Origin of the sequence: Portibacter marinus, from assembly GCF_021533195.1 — a bacterium.
GTDB lineage: Bacteria > Bacteroidota > Bacteroidia > Chitinophagales > Saprospiraceae > Portibacter > Portibacter marinus.
Map to the genome: position 1 here is coordinate 72263 of NZ_JAJNKB010000006.1, position 16838 is coordinate 89100.

Genomic DNA, 16838 nt, shown 5'->3' on the forward strand with positions numbered 1-16838 from the left:
ATATCATTACCTCCAGCTTTTCGGATCATCCCTAAATTTCAGTACTTCATTTACTTCATCATCGCTTAGTCTGCCTTCATCTTTGGCTACTTCAAGCAGTACATCCAGATCAGTTAAAGAGCTGTAATTCACGTTGTTATCCGAAAATACTGATTTTGACGATTTAAAGTTGTACGTCATAATGCTGAGTAAAGATTCTACTTCAACATTGGCATTCACAATACCATTATATGCTTTAAGACTGCTGCCTCCAGTTGAAACCAGGTCTTCTATCAATACTGTTTTGTCTCCCTCTTTATAATCACCTTCGACTTGTTTCATCAATCCGTATTTTTTCGCTTCCTGACGCACATAAATAAAAGGCAAATCCATCCTATCCGCGATCAATATACCCATCGGGATTCCACCAGTAGCCACACCCGCGATAGAATCCAGTTGACCGAAATTATTCTTGATGACTTTAACGAAAGCGTCAGCTACAATCTGGCGACTGGAAACGTGCGAATTGATTTTTCGATTATCGCAATACACCGGTGACCTGATTCCAGACACCCATGTAAAGGGATCATCGATACTCAATTTCACAGCTTCGATTTTCAACAATTCTGCTGCGACTTTCCTCGCAATTCTGTGATTTAGAATAAATGAAGTTTTCATATGGACGATAAAGATAAAGAACATGCCATTTTCTCATAATTTTGCTCGAATAAAGAATTATTTGTCTAAGCTATACGTTAGTCCAAACGTGGCAAGGTTTGTGAACGAAAAACTTTAACTTTAAGATTGAATGAGATTAGTAGCATTCATATTGGCAATAACAGTAGTTTTCCTGGCTTTTAAACCGGGCATGACACTGCTGTCTCAATGTGAAACAGAGATTGCATGTTGCACAGACACGTGTGAACCTTTCAGCATGACAACCAATGATGAAAAACCTGCTGATCAAGGCTGTAATGGCAATTCATGTAATCCTTTTCAATCTTGTGGTTCAAGTTTTGTATTTACGGCTGAAAAATTAGCTTTGCCCTCGACTAACCCTGGATTTTCGACCGAAAGCAACTTTTCATACCAATTTAATCACCTTTCTCAATTTGCCACAGACTTTTGGCAACCTCCACAGCTCGCTTAGTTTTCATCAACAACCATTTTTTTAACTAAGCAAGTACATTCAAACATGAAGCATTTACAAGCATTCCTTATTTTATTAAGTGCAACTTTTTTTACCGTACCATTAGCAAGTGCGCAAACTGCCAATACATTGCCTAAACTGGAAAAGGTTGAAATCATAGAGGTAAAAGTAAAAGGTGTCGGCTGTTCGGCCGATATTAAATCAATTTCAGAAAATGTTGAAAACCTTGAAGGTGTCAGTAACTGCAAAGTCCTGAAAAAAGGGGCAACTACTAAGTTTGAGGTTTATCTCCTTCCTTCTAAGGTGTCGAAAGAACGCATTTATGCAACCATCGAAGATACACCCGGGTGTAAGAATCCGAATGATCGACCATATAAAGTAAAGGATCATTAATTGCTAACCTTATAAAATGCATGACAATGATCAAATATATAATCGTTGTTGGCTTCCTATTACCCATAAATCTTTTTTCTCAGGTTTTATTGGGTGAGGTAGTCAATGGAAAAAATGAGCCACTTATCGGAGCCTCTGTTTATTGGCAAGGCCAGAAAACGGGAGTTACAACAGATATCGATGGACATTTTGAAATCGAAAAAAACAAAGATAATCAGCAGCTCATTACGAGTTACGTCGGATTTCTTGCTGATACTACACGGATTACTGACCAATCATTCATATCTATTCGACTTAAAGAAAATCTGGCCATTGAAGGGGTGGTCGTCAAAGGCCAACGAGATGGCATCATAGTATCCAATATCAATCCTATAAAAACGGAACAGATTACGCAAACTGAGCTTAAGAAGGCTGCTTGTTGCGATCTGGCAGGATGTTTTGGTACTCAGGCATCTGTACAGCCACATACCACCAATGTGATTACGAATTCGAAAGAGTTGAGAATTTTAGGTCTTTCCGGTGTTTATAATCAAGTGCTGATTAATGGTCTGCCTATGATTCAAGGATTATCATATACCTATGGAATCAGTAGTTTTCCCGGCACAGCGGTCGACAATATCTTCATCTCTAAAGGTGCCAATAGTGTTTTGCAAGGTTTTGAAAGCATTAGTGGACAAATTAATGTCGAGACTAAAAATGGAGATGATGCCGACAAGTTGTTATTGAATCTTTACTTAAATAGCTTTTTGGAGAAGCATGCCAATGCTAATTTTTCCTATCGCAAAGGATATTGGAGCAATCTTTCAAAGGTTCATGTGGTAGAACCGGCCGGACGCGTGGATAGAGATGGGGATACTTTTCTGGACTTACCTCTGCTGACCCGTTACACCCTCTCCAATATTTCAAAGTATAGAGATCCTGCTGAATGGGGTTGGAACAGCATCATTGGTATTCGTTATGTCAATGAAAAGAGGGTAGGAGGTCAATTGGCATTCGAAGAAGATCAACACCGTGGTGGAACTCAATATTATGGTCAAGTCGTACAATATACTCAACCTGAGATCTGGACCAAGACAGGATTTAGATTCGATGACTATCACAATCTGGCTTTTAATGCAAGCGCTTTTTATCATGACCAGAATTCAACTTTTGGAACGGTTAATTATTTGGCGAAACAAACCAATTTCTATGCCAACGCCCAGTATGAAAGAAATTACAGAACTCATCAATTAAAAACAGGTGCTAGCATCAGATATTTGAATTTAGATGAAAACATTGAGTTAACCCGGAATATATTGGATAGAACTTATGCTGGCAAATATAGTAAATTAGAAGTCATTCCTGGACTCTTTGCAGAAAACACCATGCAGTTTTTAGACGATAGGTTGACTTGGATAGCCGGAGCAAGAATAGATCACCACAATCAATTTGGGTGGAATTTCACCCCACGAACTTTGTTGAAATTTGACCTATCGTCACAGACTGTGGTGCGAGCCAATGTAGGGACAGGGTGGCGGACAGCTAATATATTCTCAGAAAACATTAATCAGCTGGCCAGTTCCAGAGACATCATTTTTGAAGAAAACCTGGATCCGGAAGAAGCATTGAATTATGGAATGAATTTGATTCAAAAGTTTGACTTTAGAAACATATCCGGTTATCTGAGCACTGATTTTTATCGGACGGAATTTCAGAATCAAATTTTTCCGGACTTTGATACAGATCCAACGAAAGCGTTTATTCGTAATTTCTATGGAACCAGTGTGGCCAATGGTTTTCAGGCAGAGGCCAATGTCAGGGTTTACGAAAAATATGAGTTTAAGGTGGGATACAACTATCTGGATGTATTCCGAATGCAGGGAGAAGAGAAAATGATGCTTCCCTTTAATTCCAAACATAGATTCTTAACAGTGTTTAGTTACAGACCGACATCTAACAAATTCTTTTTTGATGTCAATGCACATTGGTTTGGAAAACAAAGACTACCGAATACGGGCTCCAATCCGGAAACGCATAGGCGTCCCGATTTTTCGAAGCCTTATTCATTGGTTAATGCACAGTTTACTTATAATTTTAAGAAACTGGAGGTATATTCCGGTTGTGAAAACCTCTTTGACTTTCGACAAGAGCGACCGATAATTTCCTGGCAAGATCCATTTTCCCTGTATTTCGACACAAATTCTGTGTGGGGACCGACAAGGGGAAGGGAATTTTATATAGGGGTGCGATATTATATGAGGGAAAAGTAAAAAAGGACCATTGGATGTGATCAGTTTACATTAGAACGACTTGACGCCATGATAATTGAAGGTTAACCATCAGGAGGGGGACCGACATGGCATCCTACAGCAAGTCCAGTTTATCTGAAAAGAGAGTAAGCTCTATCAACCTCACTTATCATTATTCTATTCAATAGAAGAGAAATGTTTTCTTAATTCTGTGATATCGTCTACACTGAATCTAAACAATCCAATAGGGTGATATAAACGCAAGTTCTAGCCTAGAATTCAAATATAGCCATGTTGGGAAATAATGGAATCGAAGTAGTGACCCTCACGCGTTTGCGCGTGATGCGATTAAATCCTATTATAATAATGATAATTCGAAAAGAAGGGATTAAATCTTTGTTTAGTAATGGTGCGCAAAAAAAAAAGAGGGTTCCAACGTAAACGCTGAAACCCCCTATAGCCATGGTGGGAAATACTGGACTCGAACCAGTGACCCCCGAGCACGCTTAGGCGAAATCCATTCCCTTCGAGCTAGTCAGATTAATTTTAGTGAAAGATTGTTAACGATCAATACACTCAAAAGACGACGGAATGATATTTATCGTCAGATGCCCCTTCCCGACCACCTTCTTGCTGATTTAAAAACGATGATCACGCATAAGCAAACCACGAAAGAGATCGAGGAAGCTACCGATCAGCTTTGGAGCTTTTCTAGGCGAACGGCAGCAAGGGTTATTACGTCGTTAATGGAAAACATAGGTATTGAGGGCGCAAGAGCAAGTGCATTGGGATTGCGTCATGGTTTTGCCGTTTATGCTGTAACGAAGGTACCTTTAACCCAAGTAAAGAAATGGATGGGGCATGCCTATATGACCACAACCGCGTTGTACTTGGAAGTAAGCGGCATCGAAGAACGTAAATGGGCGGAGAAATTATGGGAATGAAGCTTGAAAATTAATTTCGAATCCAATTCTTTAGGGGGTTAAAGAGTTAACAATTTTGTAAATCAAAAGTATTTTTGTAAATTTCAGTAACATTATTTTATTCAAGTACTTCATTATGAAAAATTTACTTCTTCTTTTTTTGACTTTTTTTATCTACTCTTGTGAAAAAAATATACTCGATGATAGCAACGAACCTTATTTTGAATTATCGGAAGAAGTAAGAAATGGTATTCAATTTGTAGATGGTATTGCTCAGATTGATTATATAAAGGATGTTGAATTATCTTCGGTTAATATTGAAAATGGTATAATGAAATTTGATAGTTCTTCTCATCTGATAAAAACTATCCAAGAGTTCGATAATTATAATTCAGAAAGCATTATTTCATTCTTTGAATCAAAAAACTTTCCCTCTCTTTTTAGTTTATATACAAGATACAATGAAATGCCTCCAGATGATATGCCAAAAAACCTGAATATTGGTAATTCTCTATTAAGAAAAAACGAGCATAGGATAGAATTTTCTGGTATTTCGAAAAGTCTTTCGCGTGTTCTAAACAGAGATGGAATGCTTCAGGTTGGAGAATTTATTGGTCGATATTTAGAGGATAAGGTTATTTGGGTACCACAAGATAAATTCGAAGATCTTTTATCCTATAAGAAAGGTGACGAAATAGACAGCAAGGATTTCATCATAATCGAGAATGACGTTCAACAAGTACACAGTAGAGATTTATTGGAGTCAGAAAGTTGTCCGTTACATGCACCTTATACTTCATCTTTAGAATTAGAGAACTCAAGTGGAAATCGCAAAATTAATGTTGTTTTCTCCTTTGAGAGAATCATCACTCCCTGTCCAGGAAATTATTTTGATTTAGATTTTCTTTTTTCAATTGATACTGAATCGAGAAAGAAAAGTTTTTGGACATGGTTCCTGTATACTACAGATATGTACGTTTCAATGAACCTCTTTGCTGAAAAGTATATCAATCAACAACCCACTGGAACAGGTTGGAATCATAATCATTATACCACTTACGGTTTGGGTTCGAGCTTTACATACTCTGCCTTATTTCCTGTCGGTAAATGTGTTCCACAGAATTACTGGGTATATCATTATGCAGCACTCGACTTTGTGATACCTGGCACATCGCACGCAGGAAGCACGGCTTCTTCTCATAGAGGAATGGGGGGCGATTACATAAGACTTGAATGTAATTAATAAAACTTTATCATATTGTGTAAAAGTGAAATAATATTCTTCCTTATCCTCGTCGTACCCACTTTAAATTTAAAGTCACAAGACCAAGAATTATTCACGGGGGGAGGTATGATTTATTCTAAGTTTATTTCCAAGAGAAGTTCATGGAACGAAAGCAGTATATTTAGACATTCTTTTTTAGCTAGTGTAGATCTTCATCGTAAAGTATATGATTTTGTTGATATAAGTCTTTTTCTCTCATACCAAGAGAGAACTCCCTTGGAAATTATTGTGTACCAACAAGTAAATAGTACAGGAAACGTAACGGCCACTGTATTAAGCAAATGGCCAACAAATCCTCAAAATATGCTTTTTGAAAATTCACTGTATGGTATTCCATTTCCGAGATTTAAATACTTTCATGTCCACTTAATTCCAATGCTAAAGGTTGGTAGTAGGCTGAAAGTTAAATTAGGTGTAGGTCCTTTTTTAGGAGTGCTTTTAAATAGAAAGCAGACTACAGTTACTAAAGAGCTATTTGATCCAAGCATTCATTCTCTTTTTGATGGAATTTTATCGGAAGATATAATGACATTTACAAAATACGATGCGGGAATCTTGCCTAAGGTACATATTAGTTATGGTTTTACTAAAAAAATAACTTTTGCATTACAATGCTCCTATTATATGTCACTGAGAAGACTCAATGATACTTTTGTAAATCGAAAAGAATTTACTAGCCGTAATATGAAATGGAGAGCCCTTTATACAGGATTAGCTATTGGAATTCCATTAATTGCTCTTTAAACTGCATGCTACGCATCAACTGACCTTTTAGACTACCTAATCTACTACCGAATGAAAATAAAACATTCCAATCAGATATTCATGTAGCGATAGTGTTTGATGATGCAAAATCTGTCAAAGCTGAATCATTGGTGTTAAAGACCCCAATAAGGGGCTGAACTAAACATTGTAATTAAATTATAAACTGTATTAGTGCATAATCTCATGAATGTGTACCACTAAATCTCATCCAAAGTGTACCACTTTTTCAGAGCCAATAATTCAAGTTAAAAATAGTCTTTTTCCTTTGAAAAAGTTTGTCCTAGGGTGGGAGGTTGCGTAAGGAGCCCGTAGGGCGACTGGAGCAACCTCCCACCCTAGGATTTTAATTTATTCTTCCTCCTCATGGATTCCCCTGTTAGTTTTATACGATGAGAGTTATGAACTATGCGATCCATTATAGCATCTGCAATAGTACTCTCGCCTAGGAGCTCATGCCATTTTTTTACTGGTATTTGTGATGCGAAAATGACAGCACTCCTTCCATATTTATAATCTACTATCTCCATCAGCGCTTTTCTGGTTTCGGATGTGAAGTTGGTAAGTCCAAAATCATCTAATATTAACAGTGGCACATTTTTAAGCCCTTTCATCCATTTTATATAGGTGCCCTGTATATTCATGGTAAGGACCGTATCAGAAAATATGCTCATCGGGTAATAAAGCGTTTTATATAGCATTTCACAAGCTTGCACACCTATAGCTTGAGCTAAGTAGGATTTACCTGTTCCGGTCAGTCCAGTTATGATTATGTTTTCTGCTCTTTTGATGAAGTCAAGTCTTAGTATCCTCTGCATCACTTGATTGTCTAAGGATCGATCAGATTTATAATCAATTTGTAATGGGTGAGCTTGTTGACGGAAAGAAGCTGCTTTTTTAAGATTGCTAATCTTTCTATTCTGGCGATGATCCCATTCTAGATCTGTGATTCTAGCCAGATACTCACTCACCGTATAATTGCTCAGGGCACTATTTTCAATATCCTCACGATAGCTATGTGCCATAGCCTTAATGTTCATTTGAATTAATTTTTCTACTGTCTGTACTTCCATTTTTATTGTTTTTAATTGTTTATTCAAAGCACTCAGGCCCTCTGATATTATCATGAGGCGGTATGGTATCTTGATCTAGACTATTATCCGGAATTATATATTGGTCACGATTATTTTCTAGTATTGCCTTAATGATATGATAGCCGAAATTGGGGCTACTCATAGCTAGCCCACAAGCATTGTTAAGTCGAACAGCACTATAGCCTTAGGAAAGAGCTAATATTCCTATTATCTGCCGATATGATTGTTCTGGATAGTTTTTCTGATCCATCAGTTCTTGAACATATTTTTCTACATGTACACCATGCTTATCTGCCTTTTGGATAAAGAACTCAGGACTCCACTCTGTACATGCACGATTATTTGATGATAGGTGTGATGGATTCGTTACATACTTGCCTTTGACCATACTAGTTTGATGCAGAGCTATTCGGTCAGATTTATAATATACCTCGAATGTCTTGTGGTCATAACGAAGCTTCACATCTTATACCTATGTATCTGTATGGCACACTGTAATAGCTCTTGTAACAAGGACATAATACGTAACCTATCTTTTGCACTTTAGCCTTGCGGTACTGCTTTATCTGATAGCGTATTTTGGAAGTACGGCTAGGTAGGGCTTCTCTTTTTCGAATTGCTCAGCTCAACTATAATCGCAATGAGTGAGCTTCCTATTGTTAAGCTTAGTTAACTCAGATAATATAGAGGAGTTTAGATCCGCTATGGTAAAATGCGTGTGCTTTTCTACTCGATAGAATATCGAAGGGTAAACTATTTTCACTGCTCCCTCTACCATGGCTTTATCTTTCGGTATAAAACGACACGTTGGGTCTATGATCGTCCCATAGTGAAAAGCCATGTCTTGAATGCTTAGGTTAATAACACTCTGGTATTTTCCTGCTTTAGTCACAGCACTTTTTAGATTATCTGTATCCATCCCAGCAACTACACTTTCGTTGGTAGCAAACCTTCTAGCTGATCCATTTTAGTCTCATTGATGACTTCGATTGTGGACTTTAACCACTCATAAGGATTGACTTTATTGGCTTTGCAGGTACCAAAGAAGGAATACATCATCGCTATTCGTTTTGCACTCTGATGGGAACCGGCAAACAGATAGTTTTTTCTTCCTAGCGCCAAAGGTCTAATCTTATTCTCTATGAAGTTATTGTCTAATTCGATCCTGGCATCTGTGAAGATAAATTCGATTTTGGACCATTGTTTTACCAAATAGGTCATAGCTTTTCCAATTGGGCTTTTGGGTAATACCTCGAGGCTTTTCTCATCCACCCATTCTCGAAGTTTTTGTACCAGTGGCAAGATATGTTTATCTCGATATTGTTTCCGATCTGGACTCTGCCTGGATAAACGCTCCTGACCATAGATTTCTTGAATCTGCTTCAATGCCGCTTCTGCTAATTCCTTATTCGAGTCCTTAGCTTCGTAGAACTTTCTTCGTACATGAGCTAAACAGCCCGCCAGATCTATATCCGGATTTGATTTGGCAATGTTATCATATACTTGCCATATATCACATTGAATAGTTCCTTTATAATTATTCAGCATTTCTTTGGGACCTGCCCTTCCTCGGCCTTTTCGATAATCGAATAATACTAATCGCGTTACGGGATCATGATAAACCCATTGATAGCCTCTGTGAGTAGTCCCTTTTTTATCATTTTGTAGAACTTTAATAGGAGACTCATCTACTTGTAAATACGTACTGTTTTGTATCTGAGCTTTCAATTCATTGTACAAAGGTGTGAGCAGCTCGCATAACTGAGCAAACCAGTTGCCTACAGTAGATGAAGATAACTCCCAATGGTAATCTCTCTTAATTTGTTGGATCTGGCGGTAGTAAGGCATGTGTTCGACAAACTTTCTGACTTGCATCCACGCTATCAAGCTAGGCTCCGCTATGCATTTAGGCATTGGCCTATCTGGTAAGGCAGCGATCAGCACATGTTCTCCATTTTTAGATATATATCTAGGTCTGACGATACGCTTTTTAACCAGACTAGCCGGAGTATAGTCAACCGTTTCTGTAACATCCTGACCAATAACCACCATATCAGCTAAATCGCCGTCTGGATGTAATGTCTCTTCTTCACAAGGAAAGTGATCAGGAATAGGATTCCTGCCGGGATGCTTTACCTTTTTATTCTGTTTAGTCGAATTAGAAGATTCATTGCTTACTACCGAATCAACATCCGCGGCATCCTCAGCAGATTGTCCAAAAAGATTGAGCTGTTCTACCGATGGAGTATTAGGAATAAAGCGTTCCTTTTTATAACCATAGATGAGTCGTTTAATCTCTGCTAGCTCATGTTCCAGCTTAGCAATCTTTGCATCTTTTTCAGCTATTATCTCATCCTTTAACACATATTAAAAATACTAATAATGTGTGACTTTATCATCGTTTTTAGGCTCTTTTATATCGCTTTTTTCGTACTATTTTTTGAAGACTGATGCCACTGATAATGAGCATTAAGGACTCCCAACTAAGACTTACTTCTTGACTATGATCATCTCCCAGCGGAAGCTCAAAAGTGCCTTGCTCTAATCGCTTGTAATACAGCATAAAACCACCAGGTTCATAAGTAAGCATCTTCATTTTGTTCTTCCTGCGATTGATGAAAATGTACACACTACCATCCAAGGGACTACGATTCATGTGTTCTAATACTATTCCACTCAATCCATCAAAGCCTTTTCTCATATCAGTAGGCTTGGTGTATAGAAAATAATGATGCTTCGCACTGAGACCAATCACGATGGAATTTCAATCAATGTACCATTAGCCAGAGTGATTTTAATGATTTTGTTTTCATTAACCACTCTTAGTGGTTTAAATGCCGCCTGCGAAGGTGCAGATTGTTTCTTCCTGTTTTTGTAAACATGGTAATCTAAAGTCGATTTTGGAATACGAACCTTCTGTGCAAACTCCTTCCTACTCATTCCTGAAGCTTGAAACTGTCGATATAATTTTTCACTGTCTATTGCCATTACTATTTTTAATCGCAAATTCTCTATTCCTAGCTAAATAGACAAGATAGGGTTAGTGAGATGGATACCAAGCTACAGCAAGATAACGCTGAATTAAAACGCATGGTTAAGGATGTAATGGAGAATATTGTTTCTGTTAGAGAGGATGTTCATTCACTTAGATCCGATATTCTCAGACAAGAAAAGGCTCTTGCCACTGTGGAGATCGACGTCGATAGAATCAAAAATCGATTAGACATCTTGGATTAACATTCTTAGAATTATGCGCCCTACTCGCTAGTTTTATACATCACTTTTCGTATTCTATATTATCACATTTTTCGCAATAGGCGTGATGTATGGAAAACTAGAAATTCCTACCAGTTAGTATTTTTGCGATTCATTGAGTAAATTTGATAAAATGAAGCTCTTGTAAATAAAATCAAAATATGTCGATATAATGCTTATATCGTAGAGCATTATATCGACATCGATAATTATTTTGTTATGAAGATTTTTGTAGTGGTTACTTGCCCTTCATTGGCCACTCGCAAATAGTACATACCTGATATCAAATTGCTCACATTTATTTGATGATTTTGTCCAATTAAGTAAGATTTACTTAATTGAATGTTTCCGTTTTGATCGATTATCTGTAGGTCGAACTTAGATGTCGCTGAAACATTCTTCTTTTGACTTGTTACACTTAAATTAACAAAATCACGAACTGGATTATTCACGTCTATCACTTGAAGTCCAGGATTAAAGGGTGGCTTGACATTTATATCACCTGACGCAGTTGGAGAATTTCCACAAACATTTGTTGTATAAGTAGACCACGTGCCTAATCCTTGATAGTCTGCATAGTAAGATTGACTCGGTCCAACATAGGATGGGTTGTTTTCACTTATTGCACCGGAAGCACTCCAAACACCATTACAGGCGCCATTTTCAACACCTTCGCAAGTATTGATTGATACGTTAAAACTTGATGCTAAATCGCGATCTTCAATTGAATTGTTTACAGGTGAGGTTATTGGTCTTTTGGGCTTTCCTAACCAAAAGAATCTTGATAATACAACATCATTAAATCCAGGTTTTGATAACGTAAAATATATTGCACTAAAGCCAGATGAACTAGAGTTGGCGGGAGCAATAGTTGCAGTATTTCCACTTCCAGATGATGCATGTCCTCCTGATGTCGAGAATAAGTTGCTAGGAGACACATACCAAGATACACTTCGACCTGGTGGAGTATTAATCAATGTAAAAACTTCTGTACCAGAACAATAATAAATCGAACCTCCGAGATCATGATCGATGTAGGGAACCTCTACAGTATTGGTCGTCATCGGATTAGATGAACCACCTAACCAATTGCTTAACCGTGTTGCATTTGTTCCACCTCCAGTCCACGAGTTATGAAATCTGCCATAGCCATCGTCTTGAACCGATGAACCACATCCCGCATTTCCTCCCGCAAGCTGGCCAATAATTCTATGATTTTGATCAAATAATGGAGACCCTGAAGATCCTCCCTCTGTTACACCAATATTCCAGTCAACAACCCAGTGAAAATCTCCAACAACATTACCTCCATTTGATAAAGTGTAATTATCATCACTTTGGACAGTTGTATTATAGTCAGAAATTTTTTTCGCATCGCCTCTTGGATGATGTATTGATACACCTGATGTTGCCGGTGTTGTGCTTCTACTCCAACCTGCCATTGACAATCTTGCAATACCTTTAACTTGTTGCTTCAACTCTACCAATGAAAAATCTGAGGGTGCGTGAGATGCTCTAAAATAAGATCCAGTTAATTGGAACCAATCACCCTCACCGCCGGTACTTTTTCCAGGACATCTCGGATTTTCTGATTCATATTTAAATCTGAAAACTAATGTATTAAAGTTAGGGTTGTTATCAAGACAATGATTAGCTGTTAAAAAGAAAGGTTTGAAATCTTCATTTGCATTATTTATTAATGATCCTGAACATGTAAAAGATCCATCAATTAGCATGCGTGCAACGGCATCCCTTTCATCTTCCCAACCAGATCCGATACTACAGTTTACATCATAATTACAGCTTCCTGCACTACCATAGTTTCGGTTATTTTGTTGATTTGGAATACCTTGATTAACACTATTTATATTTATTCTGAACTCCTCCCTTTGCGATACATTCATTTTTACTATCACTCCAATATTCTGTCCATTGAATATATCTGTTGCATAGTAACCGTCGTATATATCATTGGTTGTTACTGGACCATGTACCATATTCTTACCAGTATTCATTGAAAATATGTACATCAAAGCTCCTTTAGGAAGCTTCAAATCCTTCATTGTAATATTGAGGGAATTGGCAAGTGGAGCTTCAAAGTAGATGCTCCAAATGAGTTCGTTACTACTTTGTTTGAATTGACCGTCATTATTTAGATATTCCGTTTCTACTTTGACCGCAATTCGCTCCAATGTTATATTATTTTTTATATCGTCCAACAGAACCTTCGTGAAATTAATTGGAGATTGCGTGAATTTAGGAGCACTCAAATCTAGGTTGAAAGGGATATAGTCTTGGATATTTTCTGACTGTGCGACCTGTTTGGTGATGACTTGGCTCTTAATCTTTGAGATTGGGAATAAAAGAATTAGTAATAAGAAAGTTGAAAATTTAAACATATAATTAATTTTTATTATATAAAAAGAATGACATTGTCATTCTATATTTAGTTGGGTTGGTCTTGCTTATTTCTACTTCGGGATCAAAAATAGCAGGGTCATTAAAGGCTCTATTTAGTAATCGATAACCAAATTTTACGCTTATACGACCATACTTAATACCTAACTCCGGAATAAGCTCATATCCAGATAAATTAATCTTAGTTTTAGATACTTTTTCTGGGATACCTAAAGGCTTAATCGACTTATGAAATGAGATATTGTATAAGAAGTTAAAGCTTATAAATGGCGTGAATTTTCCAAAAGAATGCGAAAAATAAGGTGCTAAACTTAATTGTATTCTATTGTCATTATAGGACTCATTAAGGTAAAGCCTTTTATCCCCCACAGTAAAATATTCTTGTGCTTTTATTGGTATTTTAAAATCATGGTTTAATAAGGAGTAGCCTATCCCTGACTCAAGTCTTAAAAATGAATATATACGTAACAGAGCAGATACCCCTAAATAGAGTTCTGTGTCTCTTGTGAACTCGTTCTCTTGAATGATTTCTAAAACTGTCTGGCCAAATCTATTTTCTAAATGCGTTAACCTTGTGTCAACTGTCGACTCTGAGTGCGCAAAATCGATTTTAATACCATCAATTAATTTTTGTGCAATACTATTGCTAGAAATTATTAGCAGAAGAAAAATGCATATTTTCCTAGAAGTATTCAAATCAATAAGTTTATCTGAAAAAATGAATGAAATAACTCTTTAGCATCAAGAGCTTGACTAATGAGAAGTCGTTTTAAACTATTATGATGATATTCTTTATAGCCTAATGGCTAGAATACAGATTTACTAGAAAATGAAATGATATTTGTGGAATTCATGGTTTTTGTAAAATAATAAAAAAAACTCATTTACCAAATTATGGATAACAAATTCTTTTATCACCACATCCGCCCCATGAGCTCGCGAGCTTCTTTTTCCTGCAGGTCTAGGTAAATAGCTGTTGTCTCGAGTGAAGCATGTCCCATCCACGTCCGGATCATCGTTAGACTTATGTTGTTCTCGATACACCGTAGCGCAAAGCCATGACGTAATCCTTTTGGGCAAGCTTGAGCGCCCTCAATGCCTGCTTTTTCCATGGCTTTACCGATTATGCGCCACCCTGTGGTTCTTGAAAGCCCATAGAGTTGCGTATTCAGGTTTTTCCTGGACCGTATATCGTACACGTCATCTATGGAACGAATAAAAGCCGGCGGAAGCGGTACTTTTCTGATTTTACCGCTTTTTCGTTGCTTGAGGGTTTCAAAATGGACGAACCCGGAGGACAGATCTATATCCCCTCTTCTCAAATTTAGAGCTTCGCTAATTCTGCACCCGGTATGATAAAGCATGAGGGCAAACACCCTACTCTTCCCGTCAAGCTTATCGCAAGCTTTTTTAAATTGCTCACATTCACCTGCAGTCAGATATTTTTTTTGCCGGTCGGCCGTGTATAAATCCATAGACGAAATATAGCAGAAAACAGCGATTGAAACAAAACTTATGAATAGTGTTTCAAAACAAGCCCCCTACCCCATTCTTTTTCTTTTTTAGCTGTCAGGAATTTGTGAGATGTTGAAACACTATACTTTATAGTGTTACAATTCAATACGATGTTTTGTTTGAAAATAGTTTGAAAATGAAAAAGGGGTCTCAACGCCGAAACGCTGAAACCCCCTATAGCCATGGTGGGAAATACTGGACTCGAACCAGTGACCCCCTGCTTGTAAGGCAGGTGCTCTAAACCAACTGAGCTAATCTCCCTTATTTGCTATTGCTTAAACGAAGCCAAACTTCAACTTAAGCTGATCAAAAAGGCTTCCCTTTTTCTTAAGCGACTGCAAATATAGGCTTCCTTTTTTTCTTAACCAAATAATATTTTAAGAATTCAAAAGCTGTAATCCAGATAATTTCATACCAATGATCAAGGTATGATTACAGCTAAAACTTAGACGCATAAGTCGTCAACTTTTTGTTACATTGGTAAATAAAAAGATAAACTATGCGTATTCTAACCAACGTACTCCTTTTATTGACCACCATCACCCTGATGACGGCTCAAGACAATGAAAAAGTAAACCAACTTGCCGAAAAATACAACAACGAAGTAATTGAACTGAGAAGACACTTTCACCAATACCCTGAACTATCAAATAGAGAATTCAAAACTGCTGAACGTATTGCCGAAGAGCTAAGAAAACTTGGTTTGAAGCCAGATACAGGAATCGCCAAAACTGGGGTAGTAGCAGTTCTGGAAGGTGGAAAGCCGGGCCCAACTATTGGTTTGAGAGCGGATATCGATGCTCTTCCAGTTACAGAGCGCACGCCTATTGCATTCGCAAGTAAGGAGAAATCAGAATATCTCGGAAACGAAGTGGGCGTCATGCACGCCTGTGGACACGATACCCACATAGCTATGTTGCTCGGAACAGCAAAAGTCCTAACTGAAATGAAGGATGAGATTAGAGGAAAAATAGTCTTCGTTTTCCAGCCTGCGGAAGAAGGTGCACCTCCGGGAGAAGAAGGTGGAGCTAAGCTCATGGTTAAAGAAGGACTAATAGAAAAATACGGTATAGAAGTGATGTTCGGTCAACATATTAGTTCTGGTGTGCCGGTAGGCCAGCTCGATTATAAACCTGCAGGTATCTTGGCAGCAGCAGATCGCTTTGTGATAAAAGTGAATGGGAAGCAAACGCATGGATCTCGTCCTTGGAGTGGAGTGGACCCGATAGTTACAGCTGCCCAGATCATTATAGGATTGCAGACCATCGTGAGCAGACAAGTAGACCTCACTAAAGAGGCTGCAGTAATCAGCGTAGGAAAGATCACCGGTGGTGTCCGAAACAATATTATTCCTGAGCAAGTAGAGCTCGTGGGGACCATAAGGACACTGGATACCGATATGCAGGATAAAATACATGAGAAAATAAAATCGACTGCAGAGCATATTGCCGCAAGTCAAGGTGCGACCGTGGAAGTAGAAATTAGCAAGGGCCCACCTGTGACGTTTAACGACAGAGAACTAACCCAGAAAATGCTCCCCACCCTGTTTCGCTCAGCAGGTGAGGAAAATGTGAGGGTAATTCCAGCGATCACAGGGGCCGAAGACTTCGCTTTCTATGCTCAGAAAGTGCCTAGCTTGTTTTACTTCGTAGGAGGAAGACCGCTCGATGTTGGAGAAGATGAAGCTTTTCCACATCATACTCCCGATTTTTTTATTGACGAATCAGGTCTGATTTTAGGTGTGAAGACACTGACCAATTTAGCATTGGATTACGGCGAAATGAATAATTGATGAATTAAAACTAATTGGAATAGGTAAAGATTTATCTAAGTAGA

Annotated in this window: 17 protein-coding genes and 1 tRNA gene; 8 read left to right on the forward strand and 10 right to left on the reverse strand. The window is 37.9% G+C overall.

Annotation, left to right across the window (positions count from 1 at the left end; translation table 11 throughout):
- Window positions 1–6 precede the first annotated feature (6 nt).
- Complete coding sequence (gene pyrE / locus L2567_RS14230; RefSeq protein ID WP_235298465.1) at window positions 7–657, reverse strand: orotate phosphoribosyltransferase; 651 nt, start codon at window positions 655–657, stop codon at window positions 7–9.
- Window positions 658–787: 130 nt separating this feature from the next.
- On the opposite strand from pyrE, the gene L2567_RS14235 reads away from it, so the two are divergent.
- From L2567_RS14235 to L2567_RS14260, 6 genes are all read left to right on the forward strand, one after another.
- On the forward strand, window positions 788–1129 hold the full coding sequence (locus L2567_RS14235; RefSeq protein ID WP_235298466.1) for a hypothetical protein: 342 nt from the start codon (window positions 788–790) through the stop codon (window positions 1127–1129).
- Between the two features lie 45 nt (window positions 1130–1174).
- Window positions 1175–1522 carry a heavy-metal-associated domain-containing protein gene (locus tag L2567_RS14240; RefSeq protein ID WP_235298467.1) on the forward strand — a complete coding sequence of 116 codons (348 nt, stop codon included), beginning with the start codon at window positions 1175–1177 and terminating at the stop codon, window positions 1520–1522.
- A gap of 26 nt (window positions 1523–1548) precedes the next feature.
- Complete coding sequence (locus L2567_RS14245; protein ID WP_235298468.1) at window positions 1549–3771, forward strand: TonB-dependent receptor; 2223 nt, start codon at window positions 1549–1551, stop codon at window positions 3769–3771.
- 494 nt (window positions 3772–4265) lie between these two features.
- Window positions 4266–4694 carry a tyrosine-type recombinase/integrase gene (locus L2567_RS14250; RefSeq protein ID WP_406626705.1) on the forward strand — a complete coding sequence of 143 codons (429 nt, stop codon included), beginning with the start codon at window positions 4266–4268 and terminating at the stop codon, window positions 4692–4694.
- A 115-nt stretch (window positions 4695–4809) separates the two neighbouring features.
- Complete coding sequence (locus tag L2567_RS14255) at window positions 4810–5916, forward strand: hypothetical protein (RefSeq protein WP_235298470.1); 1107 nt, start codon at window positions 4810–4812, stop codon at window positions 5914–5916.
- 108 nt (window positions 5917–6024) lie between these two features.
- Window positions 6025–6702 carry a hypothetical protein gene (locus tag L2567_RS14260; RefSeq protein WP_235298471.1) on the forward strand — a complete coding sequence of 226 codons (678 nt, stop codon included), beginning with the start codon at window positions 6025–6027 and terminating at the stop codon, window positions 6700–6702.
- 356 nt (window positions 6703–7058) lie between these two features.
- Here L2567_RS14260 and istB read toward each other — a convergent pair whose 3' ends face one another.
- The 5 genes from istB to tnpA all read right to left on the reverse strand — a co-directional run bounded on the left by istB (window position 7059) and on the right by tnpA (window position 10802).
- Window positions 7059–7793, reverse strand: coding sequence for an IS21-like element helper ATPase IstB (gene istB / locus L2567_RS14265; protein WP_235298472.1), 735 nt, complete (start codon window positions 7791–7793; stop codon window positions 7059–7061).
- A gap of 205 nt (window positions 7794–7998) precedes the next feature.
- A complete protein-coding gene (locus tag L2567_RS14270) occupies window positions 7999–8277 on the reverse strand; it encodes a hypothetical protein (protein ID WP_235298473.1) in 279 nt (92 codons plus the stop codon).
- Between the two features lie 464 nt (window positions 8278–8741).
- The gene (tnpC, locus tag L2567_RS14275; RefSeq protein WP_235298474.1) at window positions 8742–10178 is read right to left on the reverse strand and encodes an IS66 family transposase; all 1437 of its coding nucleotides are present in this window, start codon (window positions 10176–10178) and stop codon (window positions 8742–8744) included.
- Window positions 10179–10218: 40 nt separating this feature from the next.
- Window positions 10219–10569 carry an IS66 family insertion sequence element accessory protein TnpB gene (gene tnpB, locus L2567_RS14280; protein ID WP_319942134.1) on the reverse strand — a complete coding sequence of 117 codons (351 nt, stop codon included), beginning with the start codon at window positions 10567–10569 and terminating at the stop codon, window positions 10219–10221.
- Entirely contained in the window at window positions 10566–10802 is a 237-nt protein-coding gene (tnpA, locus tag L2567_RS14285) for an IS66 family insertion sequence element accessory protein TnpA (protein WP_235298476.1), read from the reverse strand. Before tnpA ends, tnpB begins: the two co-directional genes overlap by 4 nt.
- A 60-nt stretch (window positions 10803–10862) precedes the next feature.
- On the opposite strand from tnpA, the gene L2567_RS14290 reads away from it, so the two are divergent.
- Window positions 10863–11051 carry a hypothetical protein gene (locus L2567_RS14290; RefSeq protein ID WP_235298477.1) on the forward strand — a complete coding sequence of 63 codons (189 nt, stop codon included), beginning with the start codon at window positions 10863–10865 and terminating at the stop codon, window positions 11049–11051.
- Window positions 11052–11278: 227 nt separating this feature from the next.
- On the opposite strand, the gene L2567_RS14295 is transcribed toward L2567_RS14290, so the two are convergent.
- The 4 genes from L2567_RS14295 to L2567_RS14310 form a co-directional block, all read right to left on the reverse strand.
- Entirely contained in the window at window positions 11279–13261 is a 1983-nt protein-coding gene (locus L2567_RS14295; RefSeq protein ID WP_235298478.1) for a T9SS type A sorting domain-containing protein, read from the reverse strand.
- A 211-nt stretch (window positions 13262–13472) separates the two neighbouring features.
- Window positions 13473–14183: a hypothetical protein gene (locus tag L2567_RS14300; protein ID WP_235298479.1), complete on the reverse strand. Its 711-nt coding sequence runs from the start codon at window positions 14181–14183 to the stop codon at window positions 13473–13475.
- A gap of 218 nt (window positions 14184–14401) precedes the next feature.
- Complete coding sequence (locus tag L2567_RS14305; RefSeq protein ID WP_235298480.1) at window positions 14402–14962, reverse strand: tyrosine-type recombinase/integrase; 561 nt, start codon at window positions 14960–14962, stop codon at window positions 14402–14404.
- Between the two features lie 223 nt (window positions 14963–15185).
- A tRNA-Val gene (locus L2567_RS14310) sits at window positions 15186–15263 on the reverse strand.
- Between the two features lie 238 nt (window positions 15264–15501).
- Between L2567_RS14310 and L2567_RS14315 the strand changes: the two genes are divergently transcribed.
- On the forward strand, window positions 15502–16794 hold the full coding sequence (locus tag L2567_RS14315; RefSeq protein WP_235298481.1) for an amidohydrolase: 1293 nt from the start codon (window positions 15502–15504) through the stop codon (window positions 16792–16794).
- Window positions 16795–16838 lie beyond the last annotated feature (44 nt).